18 protein-coding genes, 1 pseudogene and 1 riboswitch are annotated in these 18772 nt (G+C 70.3%); of the genes and pseudogenes, 10 read left to right on the forward strand and 9 right to left on the reverse strand.

The window, feature by feature from the left end; genetic code table 11:
* Positions 1 to 49 precede the first annotated feature (49 nt).
* The 3 genes from StrepF001_RS18300 to StrepF001_RS18310 all read left to right on the forward strand — a co-directional run bounded on the left by StrepF001_RS18300 (position 50) and on the right by StrepF001_RS18310 (position 3924).
* Positions 50 to 709: a response regulator transcription factor gene (locus StrepF001_RS18300; RefSeq protein ID WP_276322832.1), complete on the forward strand. Its 660-nt coding sequence runs from the start codon at positions 50 to 52 to the stop codon at positions 707 to 709.
* A 214-nt stretch (positions 710 to 923) separates the two neighbouring features.
* Positions 924 to 2852: a 2-oxoacid:acceptor oxidoreductase subunit alpha gene (locus StrepF001_RS18305; protein WP_129799319.1), complete on the forward strand. Its 1929-nt coding sequence runs from the start codon at positions 924 to 926 to the stop codon at positions 2850 to 2852.
* Positions 2845 to 3924, forward strand: coding sequence for a 2-oxoacid:ferredoxin oxidoreductase subunit beta (locus tag StrepF001_RS18310; protein ID WP_129799320.1), 1080 nt, complete (start codon positions 2845 to 2847; stop codon positions 3922 to 3924). Before StrepF001_RS18305 ends, StrepF001_RS18310 begins: the two co-directional genes overlap by 8 nt.
* A 28-nt stretch (positions 3925 to 3952) precedes the next feature.
* On the opposite strand, the gene StrepF001_RS18315 is transcribed toward StrepF001_RS18310, so the two are convergent.
* Positions 3953 to 4345, reverse strand: coding sequence for a helix-turn-helix domain-containing protein (locus tag StrepF001_RS18315; protein WP_129799321.1), 393 nt, complete (start codon positions 4343 to 4345; stop codon positions 3953 to 3955).
* A 101-nt stretch (positions 4346 to 4446) separates the two neighbouring features.
* Between StrepF001_RS18315 and StrepF001_RS18320 the strand changes: the two genes are divergently transcribed.
* Both StrepF001_RS18320 and rarD read left to right on the forward strand, forming a co-directional pair.
* Positions 4447 to 5301, forward strand: a complete 855-nt coding sequence (locus StrepF001_RS18320) for an SDR family oxidoreductase (protein ID WP_129799322.1) — start codon at positions 4447 to 4449, stop codon at positions 5299 to 5301.
* 174 nt (positions 5302 to 5475) lie between these two features.
* Positions 5476 to 6213 (forward strand): annotated as a pseudogene (gene rarD, locus StrepF001_RS18325) (EamA family transporter RarD); the annotation flags it as partial.
* On the opposite strand, the gene StrepF001_RS18330 reads toward rarD, so the two are convergent.
* Positions 6198 to 7661, reverse strand: a complete 1464-nt coding sequence (locus StrepF001_RS18330) for an MFS transporter (RefSeq protein ID WP_240797564.1) — start codon at positions 7659 to 7661, stop codon at positions 6198 to 6200. The pseudogene rarD and the gene StrepF001_RS18330 overlap by 16 nt on opposite strands.
* 95 nt (positions 7662 to 7756) lie before the next feature.
* Here StrepF001_RS18330 and StrepF001_RS18335 point away from each other — a divergent pair, with 95 nt between their 5' ends.
* On the forward strand, positions 7757 to 8209 hold the full coding sequence (locus StrepF001_RS18335) for a helix-turn-helix domain-containing protein (protein WP_129799324.1): 453 nt from the start codon (positions 7757 to 7759) through the stop codon (positions 8207 to 8209).
* Here StrepF001_RS18335 and StrepF001_RS18340 read toward each other — a convergent pair.
* Entirely contained in the window at positions 8206 to 8820 is a 615-nt protein-coding gene (locus StrepF001_RS18340; RefSeq protein WP_206306888.1) for a CGNR zinc finger domain-containing protein, read from the reverse strand. The genes StrepF001_RS18335 and StrepF001_RS18340 overlap by 4 nt on opposite strands.
* Before the next feature lie 21 nt (positions 8821 to 8841).
* Between StrepF001_RS18340 and StrepF001_RS18345 the strand changes: the two genes are divergently transcribed.
* Positions 8842 to 9315: a VOC family protein gene (locus tag StrepF001_RS18345; RefSeq protein WP_129799325.1), complete on the forward strand. Its 474-nt coding sequence runs from the start codon at positions 8842 to 8844 to the stop codon at positions 9313 to 9315.
* Positions 9316 to 9334: 19 nt separating this feature from the next.
* Here the strand turns inward: StrepF001_RS18345 and StrepF001_RS18350 are convergent, their stop codons facing one another.
* Positions 9335 to 10483, reverse strand: a complete 1149-nt coding sequence (locus tag StrepF001_RS18350) for a tetratricopeptide repeat protein (RefSeq protein ID WP_129799326.1) — start codon at positions 10481 to 10483, stop codon at positions 9335 to 9337.
* Between the two features lie 180 nt (positions 10484 to 10663).
* Here StrepF001_RS18350 and StrepF001_RS18355 point away from each other — a divergent pair, with 180 nt between their 5' ends.
* Both StrepF001_RS18355 and StrepF001_RS18360 read left to right on the forward strand, forming a co-directional pair.
* Positions 10664 to 11161: a DUF6668 family protein gene (locus StrepF001_RS18355; RefSeq protein ID WP_129799327.1), complete on the forward strand. Its 498-nt coding sequence runs from the start codon at positions 10664 to 10666 to the stop codon at positions 11159 to 11161.
* 110 nt (positions 11162 to 11271) lie between these two features.
* The gene (locus tag StrepF001_RS18360; protein WP_129799328.1) at positions 11272 to 11856 is read left to right on the forward strand and encodes an NAD(P)H-dependent oxidoreductase; all 585 of its coding nucleotides are present in this window, start codon (positions 11272 to 11274) and stop codon (positions 11854 to 11856) included.
* A gap of 11 nt (positions 11857 to 11867) precedes the next feature.
* On the opposite strand, the gene StrepF001_RS18365 is transcribed toward StrepF001_RS18360, so the two are convergent.
* The 4 genes from StrepF001_RS18365 to StrepF001_RS18380 all read right to left on the reverse strand — a co-directional run bounded on the left by StrepF001_RS18365 (position 11868) and on the right by StrepF001_RS18380 (position 16234).
* Complete coding sequence (locus tag StrepF001_RS18365; RefSeq protein WP_129799329.1) at positions 11868 to 12752, reverse strand: ABC transporter permease; 885 nt, start codon at positions 12750 to 12752, stop codon at positions 11868 to 11870.
* Positions 12739 to 13707 (reverse strand): ABC transporter ATP-binding protein, encoded by a 969-nt coding sequence (locus StrepF001_RS18370; RefSeq protein WP_129799330.1) that lies wholly within the window; start codon positions 13705 to 13707, stop codon positions 12739 to 12741. Before StrepF001_RS18370 ends, StrepF001_RS18365 begins: the two co-directional genes overlap by 14 nt.
* 33 nt (positions 13708 to 13740) lie before the next feature.
* Positions 13741 to 14946 carry an outer membrane lipoprotein carrier protein LolA gene (locus tag StrepF001_RS18375; protein ID WP_129799331.1) on the reverse strand — a complete coding sequence of 402 codons (1206 nt, stop codon included), beginning with the start codon at positions 14944 to 14946 and terminating at the stop codon, positions 13741 to 13743.
* Between the two features lie 277 nt (positions 14947 to 15223).
* Positions 15224 to 16234 carry a polyprenyl synthetase family protein gene (locus StrepF001_RS18380; protein WP_129799332.1) on the reverse strand — a complete coding sequence of 337 codons (1011 nt, stop codon included), beginning with the start codon at positions 16232 to 16234 and terminating at the stop codon, positions 15224 to 15226.
* A gap of 675 nt (positions 16235 to 16909) precedes the next feature.
* Positions 16910 to 17080, forward strand: a riboswitch (cyclic di-AMP (ydaO/yuaA leader).
* Between the two features lie 5 nt (positions 17081 to 17085).
* Between StrepF001_RS18380 and StrepF001_RS18385 the strand changes: the two genes are divergently transcribed.
* Complete coding sequence (locus StrepF001_RS18385) at positions 17086 to 17607, forward strand: transglycosylase SLT domain-containing protein (protein WP_129799333.1); 522 nt, start codon at positions 17086 to 17088, stop codon at positions 17605 to 17607.
* Positions 17608 to 17618: 11 nt separating this feature from the next.
* Here StrepF001_RS18385 and StrepF001_RS18390 read toward each other — a convergent pair whose 3' ends face one another.
* The gene (locus StrepF001_RS18390; protein ID WP_129799334.1) at positions 17619 to 18503 is read right to left on the reverse strand and encodes an HAD family hydrolase; all 885 of its coding nucleotides are present in this window, start codon (positions 18501 to 18503) and stop codon (positions 17619 to 17621) included.
* Positions 18504 to 18772: the final 269 nt, after the last annotated feature.

Genomic DNA, 18772 nt, shown 5'->3' on the forward strand with positions numbered 1-18772 from the left:
CGTACGGACCGAGTCGGGCAATGGGGGGCCGAGGATCGTGGAGGACAGGGTGCGGGTGGTCATCGCCGAGGACTCGGTGCTGCTCAGGGAGGGCCTGACCCGGTTGCTGACCGACCGCGGACATCAAGTCGTCGCCGGAGTCGGGGACGCGGAGGCGTTGATCAAGACCATCACGGATCTGAACGCCGAGGGGACCCTGCCGGACGTCGTGGTGGCCGATGTGCGGATGCCGCCGACGCACACCGACGAGGGCGTCAGGGCCGCGGTGCAACTGCGGAAGGAGCATCCCGGGCTCGGTGTGCTCGTGTTGTCGCAGTACGTGGAGGAGCGCTACGCCACCGAACTGCTGGCCGGATCCAGCCGCGGAGTCGGGTACCTGCTGAAGGACCGGGTGGCCGAGGTGCGGGAGTTCGTGGACGCGGTGGTGCGGGTCGCCGAGGGGGGTACCGCCCTCGATCCGGAGGTCGTGGCGCAGCTGCTCGGGCGCAGTCGTAAGCAGGATGTGCTCGCCGGGCTCACCCCGAGGGAGCGTGAGGTGCTGGGGCTGATGGCCGAGGGGCGGACCAACTCGGCCATCGCCAAACAGCTGGTGGTGAGCGACGGCGCCGTCGAGAAGCACGTCAGCAACATCTTCCTGAAACTGGGCCTGTCCCCGAGCGAGGGGGATCACCGGCGGGTTCTGGCCGTCCTGACGTACTTGAATTCCTGACGAGTACGGGCCGGGCTGCGCATCCAACGGGGGTACGGGCTGCGTCTTACCCGGGGTACGGGCCGTGTCCCAAGCGGTGTTCTTCATGCGAATGACCGAGGGTTCTTCATGCGAATGACCGAGGGAAGGCAAGCCGTGCCGACGTAGGGTTGGTCCTGGGAGAGCCTGCGGGAAGGCCACTCCCAGACAGCCGCCTCGAAGGAGGTCCAGTTCAGTGACGAGCCAGGTCAGTAGCCAAGCGGAGCAGGCCGACGGAGCCGTCGTGGGAGAGCAGCGCAAAGCGGCCGGCGTCAAGGACGTCCGTCGTCTCGACCGGGTGATCATCAGGTTCGCGGGGGACTCGGGTGACGGTATGCAGCTCACCGGTGACCGGTTCACGTCGGAGACGGCGTCCTTCGGCAACGACCTGTCGACGCTGCCGAACTTCCCCGCCGAGATCCGTGCGCCTGCCGGGACCCTGCCCGGGGTGTCGTCCTTCCAGCTCCACTTCGCCGACCACGACATCCTCACCCCCGGTGACGCGCCGAACGTCCTGGTGGCGATGAACCCGGCGGCCCTGAAGGCCAACGTCGGCGACCTGCCGCGCGGCGCGGAGATCATCGTCAACACGGACGAGTTCACCAAACGGGCGATGCAGAAGGTCGGGTACGGAACCAACCCGCTCGAGGACGGCTCGCTCGACGGATACCACCTGCATCCGGTGCCCCTGACCACCCTGACCGTCGAGGCGTTGAAGGAGTTCGACCTCACCCGGAAGGAGGCCGAGCGCAGCAAGAACATGTTCGCTCTCGGCCTGCTGTCGTGGATGTACCACCGGCCCACCGAGGGCACCGAGAAGTTCCTGCGGTCCAAGTTCGCGAAGAAGCCCGACATCGCGACCGCCAACATCGCCGCCTTCCGGGCGGGCTGGAACTTCGGTGAGACGACCGAGGACTTCGCGGTCTCCTACGAGGTGGCGCCGGCCGTCAAGGCGTTCCCGGTCGGCACGTACCGCAACATCTCCGGGAACCTGGCCCTGTCCTACGGCCTGATCGCCGCGAGCAAGCAGGCGGACCTGCCGCTGTTCCTCGGCTCGTACCCGATCACCCCGGCCTCGGACATCCTGCACGAGCTCAGCAAGCACAAGAACTTCGGTGTGCGGACCTTCCAGGCCGAGGACGAGATCGCGGGCATCGGGGCGGCGCTGGGCGCGGCCTTCGGCGGTTCGCTCGCCGTGACCACGACCTCGGGGCCGGGCGTGGCGCTCAAGAGCGAGACCATCGGGCTCGCGGTCTCGCTGGAGCTGCCGCTGCTGGTCGTGGACATCCAGCGCGGCGGGCCGTCGACCGGTCTGCCGACCAAGACCGAGCAGGCCGACCTGCTGCAGGCGATGTTCGGACGCAACGGCGAGGCGCCGGTGCCGGTGATCGCGCCTCGCACCCCCGCCGACTGCTTCGACGCCGCCCTCGAAGCGGCCCGGATCGCCCTGACGTACCGCACCCCGGTGTTCCTGCTGAGCGACGGCTACCTCGCCAACGGCTCCGAACCCTGGCGCATCCCGGAGCTGGACGAGCTGCCCGACCTCGGGGTCCAGTTCGCGCAGGGCCCCAACCACACGCTGGAGGACGGCAGCGAGGTCTTCTGGCCGTACAAGCGCGACCCGCAGACCCTGGCCCGCCCCTGGGCGATCCCGGGCACCCCGGGTCTGGAGCACCGCATCGGCGGCATCGAGAAGCAGGACGGCACCGGCAACATCTCCTACGACCCCGCCAACCACGACTTCATGGTCCGCACCCGTCAGGCCAAGGTCGACGGCATCGACGTGCCGGACCTCGAGGTCGACGACCCGCAGGAGGCGAGCACGCTGGTGCTGGGCTGGGGGTCGACGTACGGACCGATCACGGCCGCGGTCCGCCGTCTGCGCACCGCCGGCAAGCCGGTCGCGCAGGCCCATCTGCGCCACCTCAATCCCTTCCCGCGGAATCTCGGCACGGTGCTGCAGCGTTACGACAAGGTGGTGATCCCCGAGATGAACCTCGGTCAGCTCGCCACGCTGATCCGGGCGAAGTACCTGGTCGACGCCCACTCGTACAACCAGGTCAACGGGATGCCGTTCAAGGCCGAACAGCTCGCCACGGCGCTCAAGGAGGCCATCGATGGCTGAGACGTCCACGGAAGGCACGGGCACGATCGAAGCGCTTTCGCTCGTTCCCAAGGCCGAGGCCAGGCAGTCCATGAAGGACTTCAAGTCCGATCAGGAAGTGCGCTGGTGCCCCGGCTGCGGTGACTACGCGATCCTCGCCGCCGTGCAGGGCTTCATGCCCGAGCTGGGCCTGGCGAAGGAGAACATCGTCTTCGTCTCGGGCATCGGCTGCTCCTCCCGCTTCCCGTACTACATGAACACCTACGGGATGCACTCCATCCACGGCCGCGCCCCCGCCATCGCCACCGGTCTCGCCTCCTCCCGGCGCGATCTGAGCGTGTGGGTCGTCACCGGTGACGGCGACGCGCTGTCCATCGGCGGAAACCACCTGATCCACGCCCTGCGGCGCAACGTCAACCTCAAGATCCTGCTGTTCAACAACCGGATCTACGGCCTGACCAAGGGCCAGTACTCCCCCACCTCAGAGGTCGGCAAGATCACCAAGTCGACGCCGATGGGGTCGCTGGACGCGCCGTTCAACCCGGTGTCGCTGGCTCTGGGCGCGGAGGCGTCGTTCGTCGCGCGGACCGTCGACTCCGACCGCAAGCACCTCACCGAGGTGCTGCGCCAGGCCGCCGCCCACCCGGGCACGGCGCTGATCGAGATCTACCAGAACTGCAACATCTTCAACGACGGCGCGTTCGACGCCCTGAAGGACAAGCAGCAGGCCGAGGAGGCGGTGATCCGGCTGGAGCACGGGCAGCCGATCCGTTTCGGCCCGGACAACGCGCGTGGTGTCGTACGGGACCAGCAGACCGGCGACCTCAAGATCGTCACGGTGACGCCGGAGAACGAACACCAGGTGCTCGTGCACGACGCCCGTTCCGACTCCCCCACCACCGCCTTCGCGCTGAGCAGGCTCGCCGACCCCGACACCCTGCACAACACGCCCATCGGCGTCTTCCGCGCCGTCGACCGGCCGGTCTACGACACCCAGATGGCCGACCAGCTCGACACGGCCATCGAGCAGAACGGCAAGGGCGACCTGGCCGCACTGCTGGCCGGCGGCGACACCTGGACGGTCGTCGGCTGAGCATCGTTCGTCCCCAGGGGCCCGGGTCTCAGACCCGGGCCTCGTCGTATGCCCGCCGCGCCTTCACCACGTCGTCCATCCGCTTCTGTGTCCACAGCGCCAGTCCCTGCACCTGCTCCGCCGCCTCGCGGCCGATCTCGGTCAGGGAGTAGTCGACGCGCGGCGGGATCACCGGCTTGGCGTCCCGGTGCACCATGCCGTCCCGCTCCAGGGTCTGCAGCGTCTGGGTGAGCATCTTCTCGCTGACCGGGCGGACCTCGCTGATCGCCCGACGCAGCTCGCTGAACCGGTGCGGGCGCTCCAGGAGACACATCAGCACCAGCACACCCCAGCGGCTGGTGACGTGCTCCAGGACCAGGCGATGCGGGCACATCGTCTCGCCGTCGGGCTTCCAGCCTCTTGCCGTTCCACTCTCCGCCATGCAGGTACCTTACTTCAAAGTGGGTACTTTCCAATAGTTAGCGCCACTCCTAGGGTGGGTGCCATACCAACCCGTACTCACCCGTACACAGGAGTCACCTCATGAGCATCGTCGTCACCGGAGCCACCGGACACCTGGGCCGGCACATCATCGAGCAGTTGCTGGAGAAGGTTCCGGCCGACCAGGTCGTCGCCGTCGTCCGTGACGAGGCCAAGGCGGCCGACTTCGCGGCCCGTGGCGTACGGCTGGCGGTCGCGGACTACAACGCGCCCGAGACCTTCGACGGGCTGTTCTCCGCCGGCGACAAGGTGCTGCTGATCTCCGGCAACGAGTTCGACAAGGGCCGCGTCGGCCAGCACAAGGTCGTCATCGAGGCCGCCAGGGCGGCCGGTGTCGCGCTGCTCGCCTACACCAGCGCCCCCGGCAGTCTGACCGCCGCCCTCGCCGACGACCACCGCGGCACCGAGGAGGCGGTCCTGGCGTCCGGCGTGCCGTACGCGCTGCTGCGCAACGGTTGGTACCACGAGAACTACACGGAGAACCTCGCCCCGGTACTGGAGCACAACGCGGTCGTCGCCGCCGCCGGTGAGGGCCGGATCTCCTCCGCCTCCCGTGCCGACTACGCGGCCGCCGCCGTCGCCGTGCTGACCGGCGAGGGGCACGAGAACAAGACGTACGAGCTGGGCGGCGACGAGGCGTGGAGCCTCGCCGAGTACGCGGCCGAGCTGAGCCGGCAGACCGGCAAGGAGATCGTCTACAACGCGGTCACGCCCGAGGCGCTCACCGGCATCCTCACCGGCGCCGGCCTGCCCGAGCCGATGGCCGCGATCCTCGCGGGCGTGGACGCCTCCATCGAGAAGGGCGAGCTGGTCGTCGCGACCGGCGACCTGTCCCGCCTGGCCGGCCGTCCGACCACCCCGCTCTCCGAGGCCGTCACCGCCGCGCTCAAGGGCTGACCGGCACAGCGCACCCTGCCCGTCATGACCGTATAGCGATACGGACATGACAGGCGGGGTGGCTCGGCGCTACCTTCGTTCAGGCGAGGCTGACGCACGGAGGAGGAGCCGGTGGCCGGGAAGTCCAGGGGCGAGCAGCGCATAGGTCTGCTGAACGGCTTCGCGGCATACGGGATGTGGGGGTTGTTCCCCCTCTTCTTCCCTCTGCTGAAACCCGCCGGGCCGTTCGAGGTCCTCGCCCATCGGATGGTGTGGTCCTTCGTCGTCGTCGCCGCGGCGCTGCTCGTCGTACGACGGTGGAGGTGGGCCGGCGAGCTGCTGCAGCAGCCACGCCGCCTCGGGCTCATCGCGGTCGCCGCGGCAGTCATCGCCGTCAACTGGGGCGTCTACATCTGGGCCGTGAACAACGACCGGGTCGTCGAGGCCTCCCTCGGGTACTTCATCAACCCCCTCGTCACCATCGCGATGGGCGTGCTGCTCCTGAAGGAGCGGCTGCGGCCCGTGCAGTGGGCGGCGGTCGGGATCGGCTTCGCGGCGGTTCTCGTCCTCACCGTCGGCTACGGCCGGCCGCCGTGGATCTCGCTCGTCCTCGCCTTCTCCTTCGCCACGTACGGCCTGGTGAAGAAGAAGGTCAACCTCGGCGGACTGGAGTCGCTGGCCGCCGAGACCGCGATCCAGTTCCTGCCGGCGCTGGCCTATCTGCTGTGGCTGACGGCCGACGGCGGCTCCACGTTCGCCACCGAGGGCGCGGGGCACACGGCGCTGCTCGCCGCGACCGGTGTCGTCACCGCGCTCCCGCTGGTCTGCTTCGGCGCGGCCGCGATCCGCGTGCCCCTGTCCACGCTGGGGCTGTTGCAGTACCTGGCCCCCGTGTTCCAGTTCCTGCTCGGTGTCCTCTACTTCCGCGAGGCCATGCCGCCCGAGCGCTGGGCCGGGTTCGCGCTGGTCTGGCTGGCGCTCACGCTGCTCACCTGGGACGCGCTGCGCACCGCGCGCCGCTCGGCCCGCACGCTCAGGGCCGAGACCAGGGCGCCCAGCACCACCATCGCGACGGGCACCGTCAGCGCCGTACGGAACGCGGAGAGCGTCGCCTCCGGGCCAAAGCCGCTGGACGCCAAGCCGTAGACCGCGGTCACCGCGGAGATCCCGATCGCGGACCCGAACTGGGTGGCGGTGTTCAGCAGCCCGCCGGCCAGCCCCTGCTCCTGCTCCGCGACCCCGTCCGTCGCCGCGATGGTCAGCGGCCCGTACGCCAGGGCGAACGCCGTGCCCGCCAGGATCAGCGTCGGGAACATCGCGGCGTACGACCAGTCCAGGCCGACCGGCAGAAACAGCCCGTAGGCGAGGACCGCCAGCACGAAGCCGCCGAGGATCACGCGGACGTTGCCGTAGCGGGCGACCAGCTTCGGGGTGAGCGTCGGGGCGAGGACGGCGTCGCAGCCGAGGACGACCAGCGCGACCGCGGTCTGGAGGGACGACCAGCCGCGCAGCTCCTGCAGATACAGCGTGACCACGAACTGGAAGCCGAAGAACGCCCCGACGAAGAGCAGCGCCCCGAGGTCGGCCCGCACCACGGACCCCTTGCGCAGGATGCCCAGCCGGACCAGCGGGGCGGCGGCCCGCCGCTCGACGGCGACGAAGGCGCCGCCCAGCGCCGCCGCGGCGAGCACAGCGAGGGCGGTCAGCGGCCAGTCGTGCAGACCGTGTTCCAGGCGTACGACGGCGTAGGCGGCCAGCAGCATGGCGCCGGCCGCGGTGACCGCGCCGAGCAGATCGAAGCCGCCGCGCACCCGCGGGGCACCGTCCGCCGCGGGCACCAGCCGCACCGCCGCGACCAGCAGCGCCCCCGCCAGGAGCACCGGTGCGAAGAACACCCACCGCCAGCCGAGCTGGGTGAGCAGTCCGCCGATGACCAGGCCCAGCGAGAAACCGCCGGCCGCCGTGCCCGCGAAGACCAGCAGGGCCTTGTTGCGCTGCGGGCCCTCCTCGTAGGACGTCGTGATCAGCGACAGCGCGGCCGGGGTCATGAACGCCGCGGCGACACCGGTGACGAAACGGGCGACGACCAGCATCCAGCCGTCGGTCGCGAATCCGCCGAGCCCGGAGAAGAGGAGGAAGACGGTCAGCCAGGTCAGGAACATCCGGCGGCGGCCGAGCAGGTCGGCGGCCCGACCGCCGAGCAGGGTGAAGCCGGCGTAGCCGAGGACGTAGGCGCTCATCACCCAGGCCGCCGTTCCCGTCGACAGGCCCAGTTCGGACCGGATGGTGGGGATCGCGACCGCCATCATGGCGACGTCGATGCCCTCCAGGAAGATCGTTCCGCACAGCACGAGCAGCAGGGCCCAGGCGCGGGTGCCCATGGGGACTCCTCAGGTAGGCGCAGACAGGGCGGTTACGGAACTGAGGGTCGGTTCCCTCTTGTAACCACAGCCAGCCTGCGGCAGCATCGACAGACATGGAAGTAGGCACTTCGAAGTCACCGAGTAACTGCGCGAGCACCGTGGACTACGGCGACGCCGACCCCTTCCAGTGGGACACCCGGGAGGGCTGCGAGGTACGGCAGATCCTCGACCGCGTCGCCGACAAGTGGTCCCTGCTGGTGATCGCCCTGCTGGAGAACCGCCGGCTGCGCTTCACCGAGCTGCGCCGGGAGATCGACGGTGTCAGCCAGCGGATGCTGACGGTCACCCTGCGCCAGCTGGAACGCGACGGCCTGGTCCGACGCACCGTGCACCCGGTCGTACCGCCCCGGGTCGACTACGAACTCACCCCGCTCGGCGGCACACTGCACGCCACGATCCAGTCACTGGTCAGATGGACCGAGGACCACCAGCGGGAGATCGCCGCGGCACGGGCGGCATACGACGCACGAGAAGCCGGGGCCGAGGTCGGGGCCAAGGCCGGTTAGGGCGCCTTCCGGGCCCGGTGCGCCCGGACCTTCGCCCGGTTCCCGCAGTGCTCCATCGCGCACCACCGCCGCCGGCCGGGGCGCGAGGTGTCGACGAAGAGCAGAGAGCAGTCGTGGGCGGCGCACTCACGGATGCGGTCGGCGTACGGGCCGGTGAAGAGGTCGATCGCGTCACGGGCGACGGTCGCCAGCAGCTGGGTGCCGCTGGCGCCCGGGGCCCAGGCGTGGGTGCCGTCCGGGGTGAGGCGGGCGACGAGTGAGGGCGCAGCGGCGGCCGCGTTGACGATGTCCAGGTGGCGCTGCTGGAGCGGGCGGCCGTGTGCGCGGTCGGCGGTGAGCAGGAAGAGGGCGTCGCGCAGGGCTCGGGCCGCCGCGAGTTCGCCCTCGCTGACGGTGAGATCGAGTCCGGCCGGCAGCCGGCTGCGACCGGCCCAGGTCACGAGGTCGGCGGGCTCGTGCAGCACCTCGAAGCGCGCGAAGGCTCCGGGCCCGCCGGTGGGCAGCAGCTCCAGGCAGAGCGCTCCGGGGTCGAAGCGGTAGGGCGTCCCTTCGTACGAGATCAGGGTCAGGCCGGGTGACGTGTTCGGCAATTCCGGTGGACGCTCGCTCATGTAACCGATAATACTGGTTACATGAGCGAGAAGACATACGCGCCGACACCCGTGCACTGGAAGCTCGTCATCGATTCCCACGACCCGCACGCACAGGCCGACTTCTGGGCCGCCGCGATCGGTTACGAGGTCGAGGACAACAGCGCCCTGATCGAGCGGCTGCTGCAGCTGGGCGCCCTGCCCGTCGCCGCCACCGTCGACTTCCACGGCCGCCCCGCCTTCCGGGACCTGGTCGCCGTACGGCATCCGGAGGACCCGGTCGAGGAGGAGAGCGGCACCGGGCTGGGGCGGCGGCTGCTGTTCCAGCGCGTCGCCGAGCCCAAGTCCGGCAAGAACCGGCTCCACCTGGACCTGCACCCCGCTCAGGGACGACGGGCCGACGAGGTGGAGCGGCTGCGCGAGCTGGGGGCGAGCGTGCTGCGCGAGGTGAAGGAACCCGGCGGGGAGTGGGTCGTGATGCAGGACCCGGAGGGGAACGAGTTCTGCGTGCACTAGGGACTGGTGTCCCTCTGCATCATGCTCCGGTTGTCCGCCCTGCCCGGTTCGCCAGGCGGCCCATGCGGGCGCGGGCGGACTCCAGTTCCTCGATGTCGTCGGCGGCCGGGCCGCCCTCGGTGACCAGCTCGGTCCACAGGCCGATCAGGTCCCGCCCCAGCTCCAGCCCGAGCGCGGGGTCGCGTACGGCCCGCCAGGCGGTGTCCGCGCTCTGGATGTTGCCGTAGGCGGACTCCGCGTCCCGCAGGCGGCGGTGGATGTGCACCACGTCGAGGGAGAGGCGGAAGGACCGGACCGGTTCGGCCGCCAAGTAGGCGACGTACGCGGTGAGTTCGCGCAGCCGGAGCAGCTCGGGGCGGTCCGGTGCCAGCGTCGCCGACGCCTGAGCCAGGGTCTGCTCGGCCAGCTCCGCCGCGGCGTCGATCCGGCCCGCCTTCACGGCCTCGCCGATCCGGGCGATCGGCTCGGCGAGGACGGCGGGAGCAGGGTCGTTGTGCCCCTCGGCGTTCTCAGGGTTGCCGGGTACGTCACCGAGGATCGCCTCGGCGACGGCGTCGAAGCCCCGGGGCGGGGTCGGCTTCGGGTCGGGGTCCGACGCCGACGATGCAAACGACTCCGGGTGCGGCTTGGCATCCATCACCGGCGGCGGGCCGAACTCGCCCGTCGGCGCGGCGACGGCCGAACCGGGGACGGCGTCCTCGGGCACCGCCCGCAGCGGAAAGGTGGGCACCGCATCACCCAAGGGCTGAGGCTCCGTCACCGCCCGCAGCGGGAACGTCGGCGCGGAGCCGGCCTGCGGTTCGGCGGACGTGCGGAACACCTGGGTGGCTCGGTCGGGTGCGGGCTCCTGCGAGGGCTGCGGCTCCGCCCCCGTCCGCACCGGTTCCCCCGTGTACCGGCTGGAGCCGTCCGGGTGGACCTGGAGGGGGACGACGTAGCCGATGCGCTCGTCGTGGACCCTGGCGAGGACGGGCCGGCCGGTGGCGAGGGCGATGCGGTGGAGGTGGTTCAGTACGGCGTGCTGGAGTTCCTCGCCCGGCGCGGCGACGACCGGTACGCCGCCGATCGAGGCGTTGCCGGCGCCCGGCACGTGAACGTCGATCGCCGACACCGCAGAGGCGGCCTGGTGCTGCTGTTCCCGCTTCTTCTCGCGGCTGAGTCGAGACATCCGTTCCCTCACTCGCTGGCGTCCGCACGTCGGCGAACCCGTACTCCCGAGTCTCGCCGCTCCCCCACGGTGCTCGCGTCACCGGCGCGTCACAGGCTCGTCCCAAGAACGGGTACCCCCGTCACTCAGCCGTCCACCGAGCCGCGAAGATCGATGAGGTGACGACAGAGAGGAGCGGGCATGCGGACGGGCGCGCAGCAGGGGCCGGAGATCTGGATCCGGGGACCGGTGGCCGTACCGGAACCGGAACCCGCCCGCACCTCCGGCACGGTCCGGCGTTTCTCCTGGGTCGGCACGCACGGCGGGTCGGGAGTCACCACGCTGGCCGCGGTCTACGGCGGCCAGGACTGCGGGCGTGACTGGCCCGGCCCCGATGATCCGCCGTCGGTGCTGCTCGTCGCCCGGACGCACGCGTCGGGGCTGGCAGCCGTCCTGCACGCCCTGGAGATCTTCCGGCGCGGTCAGGCTCCGGCCGGGCTGGACCTGGACGCCGTCGTGCTGGTAGCGGATGCGCCGGGCCGGCTGCCGCGACCGCTGGCACAGCAGGTGAAGCTCATCGAGTCGGTCGTCGACGTGTACCGCGTGCCTTGGGTGCAGGCCTGGCGTCTCGGCGACCTGAGCGGCCGCCCGCCCCGGGAGACCGAGGCGCTGGCCCGGCTGACGGGGGCGGCTCGCTGATCCCCTGAGCAGGCCCCCGGCCAGGTTGCTGGACAAGAATTGCTTGCAGATGCATATAATGCACGTGCGCGCAATTGTCGTGTGCCGACCATCTGGGATCTGGGGGAACCATGACCCGCCGCTTTCTGTTCCTGCTGGGCAGCAGCCGCAGCGAGGGCAACACCGAGCTACTGGCCCGCCGGGCCGCCGAGCAACTCCCCGCGGACGTCGAGCAGCAGTGGATCAGCCTCGCCGAGCACCCGCTGCCCGACTTCGAAGACCTGCGGCACGACAGCGACCACGTCCGCCCCACTCAGGGCGATGTGGCCCTCCTGCTGGACGCCACGCTCGCGGCGACCGACATCGTGATCGCCTCGCCGCTGTACTGGTACTCGGTGTCCGCCCACACCAAGCGCTACCTGGACTACTGGTCCGGCTGGCTGCGCACCCCCGGTCTCGACTTCAAGGCCACGCTGGCCGGGCGCATCCTCTGGGGCGTCACGGCCCTCGCACACGAGGAGAGCGAGGTCGCCGACCCACTGATCGGCACCCTCAACCACTCGGCCGCCTACATGGGGATGCGCTTCGGCGGGGTCCTGCTCGGCAACGGCAGCAGGCCCGGAGACGTACTCGACGACACCCAGGCCCTCGCCCGCGCGAAGACCTTCTTCACGCAGGAACCGCCACTCGCCCGCTTCCCGTACGAGGCCTCGTAGGCCCACGAGGTCTACGCGGTGACGTCCTTCGTCGTGAACCGCGCCCAGGCCGCCGAGCCGAACACGGCCGCGTACAGGCCCTGGAGGCCGAGGTTGCGCACCAGGTCGTCCCAGTAGACCGGTTCGCGCATCAGGTCGGCGAAGGACAGCCAGTAGTGGGAGAAGAAGTACGGGTGGATCGCGTGCAGTTGGGGGATCTGGTCGAGGATCTGGACGGTGATCAGCAGCCCGACCGTCGTCGCCATCGCCGCGATGCCGCTGTTGGTCAGCGTCGAGACGAACAGCCCGAGCGCCGCGATCCCGATCAGTGACGCGGCGACGACCAGGGCGATCAGCAGGGCCCGGCCCAGTCCCTCGGCGAAGCTGATCCGTGTACCGGAGATGGTCGTCAGGTCGCCGAGCGGGAAGAGCAGCGCGCCGACCGTCAGTGCCGAGACGGCGACGACGAGGGTGGCCGTCAGGCAGAAGGCCATCGTGGTCGCGTACTTGGTGAGCAGCAGGCGGGTACGGCCTGCGGGGGCGACCAGGAGGTAGCGCAGGGTTCCGGCGTTCGCCTCGCCGGCGATCGCGTCGCCCGCGACGACACCGACGGCCATCGGCAGGAAGAACGGGAGGGTCGCGGCGAGGGCGGTGAAGACGAGGAACAGTCCGTTGTTGGTGATCTGCGTGATGAACGCCGGGCCCCCGCCGCCCTCCGGGCCGCCTGAGCCGCCCAGCGCCGAGCCGTCACTCGTCTCGATCTTCACGGCGATGCCGACCAGGACCGGGACAGCGGCGAGCACACCGAGCAGCGCGAGCGTGCGCCAGCGGCCGAAGGTGACGGCGAGTTCGCTGCGCAGCAGACCGAAGGTCCACAGCGGGCTGCGGCGGGAGCCGATGGTCTCAACCTGCAACATCGAAACCCTCCCCCGTCAGCGCCACGAACGCGTCCTCCAGGGAGGCCCGTTCCACCCCGAAGCCGCGGACCCGCACCCCCGCCGCCACCAACGCGGCGTTCAGGTCGGCGGGTTCCCCGTCCGGAGGTTCACCGGTCACCCGGTCCTCGTCGACGATGACGTCCGCGACCCCGCGTTCCTTCAGCACCCGGGCCGCGTCGCCGGTGTCCGGCGTGGTCACCACCAGCCGGCCCCGGATGCCCGCCGCCAGGTCCGTCACCGCACCCTGGGTGATCAGCCGGCCCTGCGCCATCACCGCGGCGTGCGTGCACACCTGCTCGATCTCGTCGAGGAGATGGGAGGAGAGGAACACGGTGGTGCCGTCGGAGGCCAGCTCCCGGATCAGCGCCCGGATCTCCCGCATGCCCTGCGGGTCGAGCCCGTTGGTCGGTTCGTCGAGGACGAGCAGGCGCCTTGGCTGGAGCAGCGCGGCCGCGAGCCCGAGCCGCTGCTTCATGCCCAGGGAGTACGCCTTGGCCTTCTTGCCGGCGGCCGCCGCGAGCCCGACCCGGTCCAGCGCCGCGGCGACACGGGCCCGCCGGGTGCGGGGATCGGCGGCGGGGTCTGCGGAGTCGTAGCGCAGGAGGTTGTCGCGGCCGGAGAGGAAGCCGTACAAGGCCGGGCCCTCGATGAGGGCGCCCACGTGCGGGAGCACGGCGCGCGTGGCCCGGGGCATGGGCCGCCCCAGCACGTGCGCCGTGCCCGACGTGGGCTCGATCAGACCCATCAGCATGCGGATGGTGGTGGTCTTGCCGGAGCCGTTGGGGCCGAGGAAGCCGAAGACGCTGCCCGCCGGGACGGTCAGATCGAGCCCGTCGACGGCGAGCTGTCCGCCGCGGTAGCGCTTGGTCAGGGCGCGGGTGTGGATGACGCCGTCACCCGCGCCCTGCTCTGCCGTGGCGGACGGTTCGTCCATGGGCTCCCCCGATTCGTCTTGCGCGTGCGGTACTTACTGCCCGGAGTCGGCCGCCTTCACCAGCGCGTCCTTGGTGACTGCGCCGACGTAGACCTTGCCGTCGTCCGTGATCAGGGCGTTGACCAGACGGGTCTTGAAGACCGTGCCCGAGCCGAACTTGCCCTTCACCTCGTCGCCGAGCGAGCCCAGGAAGCTGCCCATGTCGCCGCCGGCGGCGTCGGAGGGCCTACCGCCCTCGGCGCCGGTGTCGAGGACGGCGACGGAGTTCCAGCCCTCGCCGATGACGTTCAGTCCGTCGAGGCCCTTGCCGAGGTCCTCCGCGGACTTCCGCTCGTGCTCCGGCGCCGCCTCCAGGCTGTCGCCCTCGGTCACCTTCGCACCCTTGGGCGGGGTGAAGTCGAAGGTCGACGCGGCCGGCTTGGCGAAGCTGACCTGTGTGAAGCCCGCGTCCACCACGGCGGCACCGCCGCTCGCCGGGGTCAGCGTGAACTTCAGCGGCAGGCCGGTCTCCGCATCCACCGCCACGCTGATCGCGCCCACCGTGGAACCGGACTGCTTCGGCTCGATGAGCAGCTTGTACGCGTCGCGGCCAGCCACCTGCGCGGTGCCGTCGACGGTCACGGACGTCGTGTCGTCCACCGCCTTCAGGGCCTGATCGGTGAGGTCCTCGGGCGTGGCCGGCACCTCCTCCGACGCCTTGCCGTCCGCGGCCTCGGTGGCGGTGCCGTGGTAGACCTCGTTGGACGCGCTGTCGTAGCCCCACACGTCCTTGCCGTTGTGGATCAGGCTGTATTCGGCGGCGTTCTCCAGCAGCGACAGCTTCTGCCGGTCCGGGCCGTCGGCCGCGACGCGCAGCGTGTGCGTGCCGGATGCCAGCTCGGTCAGCTTGGCCGACGGGTCGGCCGCGGAGCCCTCGCCCTCCGAGGGGGTCGCGCCGGACGTCAGCCCGCTCTCCAGGCCGCCCAGGTCGGGCAGCCCCAGATCAGTGCTGATCTTCACCGTGCCGGACAGCTGCTGTACGTCCGACTCGGCGATCTTCTCGATGAGTTGCTGTGCGCTGATCTCCGGCAGGTCGGGGCTGCCGGAGTCGGCGATCGCGGGGACGAGCCCGATGGTTCCCGCAGCCACCCCCAGGACCGCCGCCGGGACGACGTACCGCGCGGCCTTGCGCCGCCGCGCCGCGCGCAGTTCTTCGGCCTGCGCCGCGGTCGTGTTGTCGTCGGATTCGTACGGTGCCATGTGTGCCTTACCTCCGTCGTCGGCGGCGGCTGTCCGTCACTTCGCGTCCTCGCACTCGTCCACCCTGAGCCGCCATTCTCACCCGAATCGGTGAGGAGTGGTGTGTTCCGTGGTCTCCATCTGACCAAACCGGATGCGAAGAAGCGTCAGACCGCGGGCTCAACTCCGTGTACTGCTGCGGTATGACACAAGCAGGCGGCGCCTCCGCCGACCCGTAGGGGTCGTAGGGGAGGCGCCGCCTCGATGCCGGGTCTCGGGGAGGTCCCCGGGGCGTGTCCTAACCCGCGCGGTGCACCACCGCGTCGCACAGTTCGATGAGCGCCGCCTTGGCATCGCACTCCCGCAGCGGTGCAAGCGCCGACCGCGCCTCCTCCGCGTACCGCACGGTGTCCCGTCGCGCCTGCTCCAGCGCGGGGTGCGCGCGCAGCGCGGCCAGCGCCTGCGCATGCCGGGCGTCGTCCGTCAGGTCGGAGTCCAGCAGCTCGCACAGGGCGATGTCCTCGGCCATCCCCAGTCGGGCCGCGCGCTCGCGCAGCCGCAGCACGGGCAGGGTCGCGATGCCCTCCCGCAGATCCGTCCCCGGCGTCTTCCCGGACTCGTGGGAGTCGGACGCGATGTCCAGCACGTCGTCGGCGAGCTGGAAGGCGACGCCCAGCCGTTCGCCGTACTGCGTCAGGACGTTCACGAGCGACTCGTCGGCGCCCGACATCATCGCGCCGAAGCGGCACGAGACCGCCACCAGCGACCCCGTTTTGCCGGCCAGTACGTCCAGGTAGTGCTCGACCGGGTCGCGCCCGTCCGACGGCCCGGCCGTCTCCAGGATCTGACCGGTGACCAGCCGTTCGAACGCCTCCGCCTGTACCCGCACCGCCTCCGGCCCGAGGTCGGCCAGGATGTGCGAGGCACGGGCGAAGAGGAAGTCGCCGGTGAGGACCGCGACCGAGTTGCCCCAGCGGGCGTTCGCGCTCGGTACCCCGCGCCGTACCTCCGCCTCGTCCATCACGTCGTCGTGGTACAGCGTCGCGAGGTGGGTCAGCTCCACGACCACGGCCGAGGGCACGACCCCGGGCGCGTACGGGTCACCGAACTGCGCGGCGAGCATCACCAGCAGCGGGCGGAACCGCTTGCCTCCGGCCCGCACCAGGTGCTGCGCGGCCTCCGTGATGAACGGGACCTCGCTCTTGGTTGCTTCGAGCAACCCTTCCTCGACAGCCGCCAATCCGGCCTGGACATCGGCTTCCAGAGCCTGGTCCCGCACGCTCAGCCCGAACGGCCCGACGACGGTCACGAGGGGTCTCCTGTCTGCTGGTGTCTACCGGCGGTTACGCGGTTTGTCGATACGTCGCTGCTTCACTCAAGTCAGCGTATCCGGTCACGTTTCGATCACCGAGGGCGCCCGGGGTTACAGGCCGGGCTGTATCGGATCACGAGCGGTATGTTTTCGATCAGTTGATACGAGAAGTTATTTATCGACTTAATCCGAATGGGCGAGTTTTGTCCCGCATCGCCCCAGCCGCTCCGTCCCACCTCCGGCCATTCGGGCGGCCTCGACGCACATCCGTACGCGCCTATGCCCTTCCCCTGCGAGGCGACTCTGACCCCCAATGGGGTGATTTGCGCAGAAGGCGGAGAGGTTCCCTTCCGCCGCACTTGAGAGAAGCGCACCCCACGCACGGCTGATTGATGGGCACTTGAGCTCATTGCCCGATTTGACACTCTTGCGCTCCGCGCGTGACGTGACTCACCTTCACCTGTCGACAGGTTTCCACAGTCAGCGGCCATCCAGCTTTCCCCGCTTACAAGTTGAGCCTTGGCACACGCAAAGGATCAAGCTGACAAAACACCCAGACAAAGATCAAACAGCATGTTGCATGAACCAGCTACTTGTTTCCGACATGTGCTCTCGCATACGTTCCGGGCCAGTCGGGCGGACGCCGAATCCTGCCGCCGCCCGGTACCACCGATGACGAGACCACTCACGCACGGCAGGAGCGGGGGACCCAGGTAAGTCGCCGGGCCGGACGTCGTACGACGCACCGGAACGGCTTGGGGTGAAGTTGCGCTCGCAAGGGCGCGGCCGGGCACCTCCCAGCCCGAACCCGACAGCTCACCTCGCAGGCGAAGGAGAGGAACAGCCCCATGCCTGCAAACGGTCAGCTCCGCACCCTCCCCCACTCTCGCCTTCGCTCGAGCGGGGGGACCCCCATCGCCCGCATAGCCCGCAAGCTCACGGTCGTCGGCACCGGCGCGGCCGTGCTCGCCCTGCCGCTCCTCGGCGCGAGCACCGCGTCGGCCGCCACCCCCACCGCGGTGACCGCGAAGACCGCCACCACGGCGTACTCCGACAACCTCGACGGCTGGATCCGCGAGTCGCTCGCCATCATGGCGAAGCACGGAATCCCGGGCTCCTACAACGGCATCTACCGCAACGTCATGCGCGAGTCGTCCGGCAACCCGGCCGCCATCAACAACTGGGACTCCAACGCGGCCAAGGGCACCCCGTCCAAGGGCCTGCTCCAGGTCATCGACCCGACCTTCGCCGCGTACCACGTGCCCGGCACGGCCTACGACCCGTTCGACCCGGTCGCCAACATCACCGCCGCCTGCAACTACGCGGCCGACCGCTACGGCTCGATCGACAACGTCTTCGGCGCCTACTGAGCCCTTCGCGCCTACTGAACCTTCGTACCCACCGAGGGCCTGCGCCCGCCGAGCCGCTGCGGGCGCCGGCCCTCGGCGAGGATCCGTTCGAGGACGACGGCGACGCCGTCGTCCTCGTTCGAGAGAGTGATCTCGTCGGCCACCGCCTTCAGTTCGGGGTGCGCGTTGGCCATGGCGACGCCGTGGGCGGCCCAGTCGAACATCGGGATGTCGTTGGGCATGTCCCCGAAGGCGATGGTGTCCTCGGGGCGCAGCCCCAGATGCCGGGCCGCCAGCGCCAGCCCCGTCGCCTTGGTGATGCCGGACGGCTGAAGCTCGACCGTCCCGGGCCCCGACATGGTGACCGTCGCGAGCGAACCCACCACCGAGCGGGCCACCGACGCCAACTCGTCGTCGGACAGGGTGGGATGGCGCAGCAGCACCTTGCTGATGGGCTCGCACCACAGGTCGTCACGCCGGCCGACCCGCACCGCCGGCAACGTCGGGTGCGGCATCCGATACCCCGGCTCGATGAGCGTCAGGCCGTCGACGCCGTCCTGGTCGACGGCCGCATGCACCGTGCCGACCTCCGCCTCGATCTTGCCGAGCGCGGTCTCGGCCAGTTCCCGGTCCAGGGTGACCGACCACAGCAGACGGTCCACGCCGGCGTCGTACAACTGCGCGCCCTGCCCGCACACCGCGAGCCCCCCGCCGCCCAGGAACTTCAGCAGCGGCCGCACCCTGGGCGCCGGCCGGCCCGTCACCACCAGATGCCGGGCGCCGGCCGCCGAGACCCGCGCGAGCGCGGTGAGCGACCGGTCGGAGACCGTGTCGTCGCCGCGCAGCAGCGTTCCGTCCAGGTCGGTGGCGATGAGGGTGTACGCGGTGCGCTCGGCATATGCGAGGGGTGCGGCCATGATCAGAGAATACGGACACCGCGCCCACGCCGTTCATCCCCAACTCCCTTCCACCTGTCCACATTTCAGCGGCCCGGCTCCTCGGTGCCGGTCGCGGCCGGGCGAAGGCGCGGCGCGGACAGTGGGTCACAGACAGCGGGACAGGGACAGCGGGACGAGGCCGCGGGGCGCATACGACTCCCTCATTCCTGACATTACGGACTCTTTGCGCGCTTAAGTCACTGCCCAAGACGGCCGCCGCAGCCGTAACGTGTGCCGCGAACCGCATG

Source organism: Streptomyces sp. F001, assembly GCF_004187715.1.
In the GTDB taxonomy this organism is placed as follows: domain Bacteria; phylum Actinomycetota; class Actinomycetes; order Streptomycetales; family Streptomycetaceae; genus Streptomyces; species Streptomyces flavusporus.